The 3,157-nt window shown below is 60.9% G+C and carries 4 protein-coding genes; 2 read left to right on the forward strand and 2 right to left on the reverse strand.

The genetic code is table 11. From position 1 onward, the window contains the following. Together AC1DSN_RS20530 and AC1DSN_RS20535 are read left to right on the forward strand one after the other, a co-directional pair. On the forward strand, nucleotides 1–569 hold a 569-nt coding region (locus AC1DSN_RS20530), incomplete at its 5' end, for an RCC1 domain-containing protein (RefSeq protein ID WP_477332538.1). Between the two features lie 20 nt (nucleotides 570–589). Continuing rightward, entirely contained in the window at nucleotides 590–1,333 is a 744-nt protein-coding gene (locus AC1DSN_RS20535) for a hypothetical protein (protein WP_477332540.1), read from the forward strand. A 13-nt stretch (nucleotides 1,334–1,346) separates the two neighbouring features. Here the strand turns inward: AC1DSN_RS20535 and AC1DSN_RS20540 are convergent, their stop codons facing one another. Continuing rightward, a complete protein-coding gene (locus tag AC1DSN_RS20540; RefSeq protein WP_063572219.1) occupies nucleotides 1,347–1,529 on the reverse strand; it encodes a hypothetical protein in 183 nt (60 codons plus the stop codon). 92 nt (nucleotides 1,530–1,621) lie between these two features. Then, the gene (locus AC1DSN_RS20545; RefSeq protein ID WP_477332542.1) at nucleotides 1,622–3,061 is read right to left on the reverse strand and encodes a hypothetical protein; all 1,440 of its coding nucleotides are present in this window, start codon (nucleotides 3,059–3,061) and stop codon (nucleotides 1,622–1,624) included. Nucleotides 3,062–3,157: the final 96 nt, after the last annotated feature.

Here is a 3,157-nt window from a genome sequence, read left to right on the forward strand (position 1 = left end):
GCCAGGCACTGTGCCGTGCCAGGCACTGTGCCGTGGTACCCGGTGGGGACGTCGTCTGCTGGGGTGACCTTGCGACTCACAACCCGGGCGGCGAGGAGGAAGCCCTCGTCAAGAGCGAACCGCCTACGCGTGTTTCCTTCGTACACGATGCGGTGAAGGTCGTTGGAAGCGACTGCGCCCTGCTGCGAGATGCATCGATCACCTGTTGGCAATACCGCCCCGATAGCGAGGCGGTCGCCATCCTCCCAAGGAAAACAGCGCCGCTGACCGGCTTTCGCGATATCGCCAGTGGCGGTGACACATGCGGCGTGCTCACAGATGGCAGGGTCAAGTGCCGGCTGTTCGATCGCCCGGTCCTTATTCCTGGCGTTGAACACGCCATCGCGATCAGTGTCGGCGTGGACCAGGGCTGCGCCGTCATCGAAGGGGGTGGTATCCGCTGCTGGGGACAAAACGGATATGGCACCCTGGGCAGTCTCGCGAATCGGGGTGCTCCCACCTACGACGACTCGCAATACGCTTCTCATGCACCCATCGGATTCGTGAACTTTCGTGAAGAGGGTCAGTAACGGGCGTGGAAGGGAACCTAATGAAGAAAACACGAATCTCAGCCACGATCTTCTTGATCACGTTCCTCGGCGTGACGCTCTCCACTTTCGCGTCGGAATCTGCTGGAAGTTCCGCAGTTGACGGCGCTTTTCTGACATTGAGCTTGGATGTCGTGCACGGTCACACGGCTTACCGCTCCTTCGAGACTACCCCGCGTACCCGCAAGACCTTCTCCGAGATCTGCGCGAAGGGTAAAGACGTCTGGGTCAATAATCGGAAGACGTCGTGTGTCAGATCCGAGGTACTTGACGAGGGCAAGGGCATCGAGGTGGACGTCGCCGCGGCTCCGCCAACTTCTCCAGAGTCGTACTTTCTCGTCTCCGCGTATCCTTCAACGTCAATGGAGCTTCGAGCCCTGTCGAACGACGAGAGGCTGGCACTTACGCGATCCCTGGAGAACGGAGATGCCGGGTCGCCGAAGACAAAGATAACGAGCAGCACCCTGATCCGCGCGAGAGCTGTCTCCGGTGGCGGCCGCGTATATCTGTTTGTTGCGACCGGTCAGGACCGCGAGGGTAACCGTCTCACTCACGTGTTTGCCCTCACCGCCGGAAAGGCGCGTTTTCTTGGTGAGCTGCCTGACTGGCCAGACAAAGTCGTTGATCTCGGTCGAAAGGGTCTCGTGTGGGCCATCCTGAATAAGTCGGGTGACGCACGAGTCATCCAGGTGCTATCCCTTTGGCCGTCGATCGCGCCCGAAATGTACGCCGGTGAGGGTGGTTGAGTACCAGCCGCGCTTACTCCGGCGCCTTTGCCGGCACGAACGGCGATACCGGGTCACTCGCCGGGAACGTTTCTTCCAGCGCCTGGTCCTGGTTGTCGCTGGCCTTGTCCTTACGCGATTTCTTTTCCTCAGCCGTTTCCGGATGCGAGGGTTGACCGTGGTCGGGGTGGTTTACGTCCTGGCGGTCGTGGGTCATGGCATGGTCTCCGGTTGAGGAGTTCATGGGGCGCCGGGAGGGGTGAAGGCCGGGTGGCGAATGCGTCTAGGCGTAAATGGCACCGGCATCACTCACGAAAGCTTTCGATCACCGGCGAACACTAAGATCGCGCCGTAAAGAATGTTCGCAAGCACCGCAAGCGTAAGGAGGCCCATGGGTGAACCATTCCCCGGAATCGTAACGATGATCGACGACCAGGGGGTGGCCAGGGCGAACAGCGCTAACTGACCGATCGCTCCATGGACTATGCCGTCGCCCAGCCCAGGTTGGGGTGGATCCATGATGGCGAGCATGATCGATAGCACGCCCGCGATGGCATAAAGCAACCAGGGAACGAACAACCAACTTTCCGGACTGCTTCCCCGCCAGAGTCGCACGCCGAGAATGCCCGCGAAGAGCGCCGCCAGGATCGCGAGCTTCTTGTAGGCAGCTGATCCGGCGTCGGCCTTGGACAACGGACGATCGCCGCAATCGCCGGTGGCCTCACAGGGTGCCGTGGCGATTCGCCGGCGAGCCTCCGCACCGTCCACGTACTGCGTGGAGCGAACGCTGTTGTCGCACGCCACCACGGCCGACATCGATACGCACATCTTGAAGCCCATCGAAGGAATGACGACGCTCCGGCTGAGCACGTTTGCACGGGCCGTCGAAGCCTTCAGTGCAATGAGATCTCCGGCGATGTGTGCATCCGAAAGATTGATCGGCAAGTTGGAAAGACATGTCACAACGACGCTCTGATTCGCCGGAATATCTACACCAGGACAAATGAACATCCAGCCATTCAGGCTCCACCTCGCTTTCACCGAGACGGGAAAGTTCATCGTGTTGCCGATCCGTACGGACACGTCAAAGCGCTGGGGGGCACGCCCCGGAAATGGGCTGTTCCACTGTAGGACACCGGGCGCCAGGCGGGTCGCTGTGCCCAGGTAAGAGCTATCGGTCTCGGCAGGCCAACTGCCTTCGAGAAAGTCGATGGGGAAGCGGGGGGCGAGTTCTGTGAGGGCCAGGCTGTTGAGTGAGGACAGATCCGAGAACGAACTGCGGATCGCCTCATCGACGCTGCCCGCCGTCACGGCGCGCCCGAATACGCGTTYCAGATCGCGCCTTGTGAGCCACGTCTCGAGAGCGTCCGCCGATTGCGGGCGGTTTCGCTCTCTCAGGGTGGCTGCCAGGATCTCCGCCTCGTGCCGATCATCCGGCACGGCGCGTGCGAGCAAGGCCTTGTCGAAGGGAGTGGTTGGCGCATTGTCCATCGCACTGACCACGCCGGTAGCTACGATCGCCAGGGCGATCGCGCAGAGCATCCTTTTCATTGTTTCCCCTGGTTCCGGTCGCGAGTGTTGGCGGACCTTTGGGGAGTGTAGCGTTACGAGCATCGCCGATGAATCGGCTCCTTGTATCTTAGGGATGCCTTCCGTTGGGAGGTGCAGCAAGTGAGATCCCGGGGAGGCCGCCGGCTCCTGGAAGCAGAGTGATTCTGACTTCGATTGTAGAGTGGCCCCCCGCCTCATTGCCCACTGCGGAGAGTATCGAGAAGCCCACAAGGGCGCAGCCATTACAAGGTCGCAGCGGCATCAAATGCGAGGTCGGGGAGCCGGGATCATTCT

The organism is Luteibacter sp. P4_D7_3, from assembly GCF_056401735.1.